The sequence below is a fragment of the Mycobacterium sp. TH-M82 genome (assembly GCF_057473605.1).
Genome location: NZ_JBYCKY010000551.1, coordinates 1 through 2,701, shown reverse-complemented (window position 1 = coordinate 2,701; position 2,701 = coordinate 1). Strand labels below are relative to the sequence as shown.

The 2,701-nt window shown below is 65.8% G+C and carries 3 protein-coding genes; 1 reads left to right on the top strand and 2 read right to left on the bottom strand.

The genetic code is table 11. The features are described from left to right. Positions 1 to 700, bottom strand: a 700-nt coding sequence (locus AC2VON_RS16675; RefSeq protein ID WP_486953939.1) for a malate dehydrogenase, incomplete at its 3' end; no start/stop codon positions are given. 142 nt (positions 701 to 842) lie between these two features. Here AC2VON_RS16675 and corA point away from each other — a divergent pair. After that, positions 843 to 1,943: a magnesium/cobalt transporter CorA gene (corA, locus tag AC2VON_RS16670; RefSeq protein WP_486953938.1), complete on the top strand. Its 1,101-nt coding sequence runs from the start codon at positions 843 to 845 to the stop codon at positions 1,941 to 1,943. A gap of 81 nt (positions 1,944 to 2,024) precedes the next feature. On the opposite strand, the gene AC2VON_RS16665 is transcribed toward corA, so the two are convergent. Then, positions 2,025 to 2,701 (bottom strand): ABC transporter ATP-binding protein (locus AC2VON_RS16665; protein WP_486953937.1); only part of this gene is annotated, 677 nt, incomplete at its 5' end.

Genomic DNA, 2,701 nt, shown 5'->3' with positions numbered 1-2,701 from the left:
CGTCGATGATCGCCGCGCCGCGCTTGGCGACGGTCGGGATGAAGTCGTTCTCGATCCAGGCCTGGTCGCCGACCACCTCGGCGGCGTTGCGGCCGCCGACCTCGGCGTGAAACACGTCCGGGTACTGGCTGGCCGAGTGGTTGCCCCAGATCGTCATCTTCTTGACGTCGGTGACTTTCGAGCCGGTCTTCCTGGCCAGCTGGGTAATCGCCCGGTTGTGGTCCAGGCGGGCGAGCGCGGAGAACCGCTCGCGGGGGATGTCGGGCGCGTTGGTCATCGCGATCAGCGCGTTGGTATTGGCCGGGTTACCGGTCACGCCGACCCGAATGTCGGCGGCGGCCACTTCGTTGAGCGCCCTACCCTGCGTGCTGAAGATCGCGCCGTTGGCCTCCAGCAGATCGCTGCGCTCCATGCCCGGCCCGCGGGGACGGGCGCCGACCAGCAGGGCCAGGTTGGCGCCGTCGAAGATCTTGGTTGCGTCCGCGCCGATCTCGATCCCCGCCAGCAACGGGAACGCGCAGTCATCGAGCTCCATGACCACACCCTCAAGTGCCTTCAGGGCAGGCTCGATCTCGAGCAGCCTCAACTCGACCGGCCGGTCGGTACCCAGCAGCGCGCCGCTGGCCAGGCGGAACAGCAGGCTGTAACCGATTTGACCGGCGGCGCCGGTGACGGCCACCTTGAATGGCGTTGAGCTCACGTCGGATCCTCCTTGGCGAGTTGCTTCGAGCTCGAAACTAGCGCACCGCCGCCGAACCGGATTCTCCGGTCCACACCGGGTAGGCCGGAACGCGTAGCATTGACCGGCACGCGAACGGACCTGATGCGATGGGAGATCGGTCATGCCATCGTTTCGCCCGTTGCCATTCTCGCCACCCGCAGCGTCTGGCACGTCCGCCAACCCGGAGACGCGGCCCAACCAGGTGCCGGTAGTGCAGGCTGTGGTCGACTGCGGCGTCTATATGGACGGGGTGCGATTGCCCGGGGTCTTCACCCACCCCGATGCGGTGGCGAAGGTGCGTGAAATCGAGGGCACCGGGCAGAGCGCGTTCGTCTGGATCGGCCTGCACGAGCCGAACGAGCACCAGATGCAGGAGGTGGCCGACGTTTTCGCGCTGGACGAACTGGCAGTCGAAGATGCCGTGCACGCTCATCAGCGACCCAAGCTGGAGCGCTACGACGAAACCCTGTTCCTGGTGCTCAAAACCGTCAACTACGTGCCACACGAGTCGGTGGTGCTGACCCGCCAGATCGTCGAGACCGGCGAAATCATGGTTTTTGTCGGCAAAAACTTCGTCATCACCGTCCGGCACGGTGAGCACAGCGGACTCGCCGACGTACGCCGGCAGATGGATGCCGACCCCGAGCACATGCGGCTGGGTCCGTATGCGGTGATGCACGCCATCGCCGACTACGTGGTGGACCGCTACGTCGAAGTGACCAACCTGATGGAAACCGACATCGACATCATCGAGGAGGTGGCGTTCGCCCCCGACACCCGGACGGACGTCGAACCGATTTATCAGACCAAACGTGAAGTCGTCGAGTTGCGGCGGGCGGTGGCCCCGCTGTCGGTCCCATTTGCGCGGATGCAGACCGAGCACAAAGACCTGATCTCCAAGGAGGTACGGCGCTACCTACGTGACGTCGCCGACCACCAGGACCGGGTGGCGGACCAGATCGCCGGTTACGACGAGATGCTCAGCTCGCTGGTGCAGGCAGCGCTGGCCCGGGTGGGCATGCAGCAGAACACCGACATGCGCAAGATGTCGGCCTGGGCCGGGATCATCGCGGTGCCCACGATGATCGCCGGAATCTACGGGATGAACTTCAACCACATGCCGGCACTGCATGCGACGTTCGGTTACCCGGCGGTGCTGACCCTCATGGTGGGTATCTGCATCGTCTTGCACCGGGCGTTCCGGCGCAACGGCTGGCTTTGAGCGCCGTGTTTGCGTTCGCCGCGAGCGTGCGCAAAACCGCGAAATAGCGGTGCAGTTACGAACGCACCCGGTCTGAGTTCCTCAGTCACCGGCACCGGCTGGCGGGACTGTCAGGTTGACACCGGAATCCGCATTGAAGACAACGAGTTTGGTGGTATCCAGGGCTAATTCCAGGGCCTGTCCGCCGGCCGCCTTCGACGCCGCGGGAACCCTGGCCACCAGGTCGCCACCGGCACCGTCCGGTTCGGCAAGGGTGAAGTACACGTACTTGTCGGCACCCAGCGACTCGACGACATCCACGTTCGCCCGGACCGTCAGCGCGGTCGCGCGCCGACTGTCGTCCAGCAGTGCGGCATCGCCGACGTGCTCGGGGCGTAAACCGACGACGACCTTGTCCGGCCTCGGATACCGGGAGATCGCGTCGCGGGTGGCCGCCGCCAGCGTCACCTCGCCGAACGGCATACGCAACCCGGCCGGGGTCAAGGTGGCCGGGAAGAAGTTCATCGCCGGCGAGCCGATGAAGCCGGCGACGAACAGGTTGGCCGGCCGCTCGTACAGCTCGTCGGGAGTGCCGACCTGCTGCGCCACCCCGCCGTGCATCACCACCACCCGGTCGCCCAGGGTCATCGCCTCGGTCTGGTCGTGGGTCACGTAGACAGTCGTGGTGCCCAGCCGGCGCTGCAGCCGGGCGATCTCGCCGCGCATCTGCACCCGCAACTTCGCATCCAGGTTGGACAGCGGCTCATCCATCAGAAATG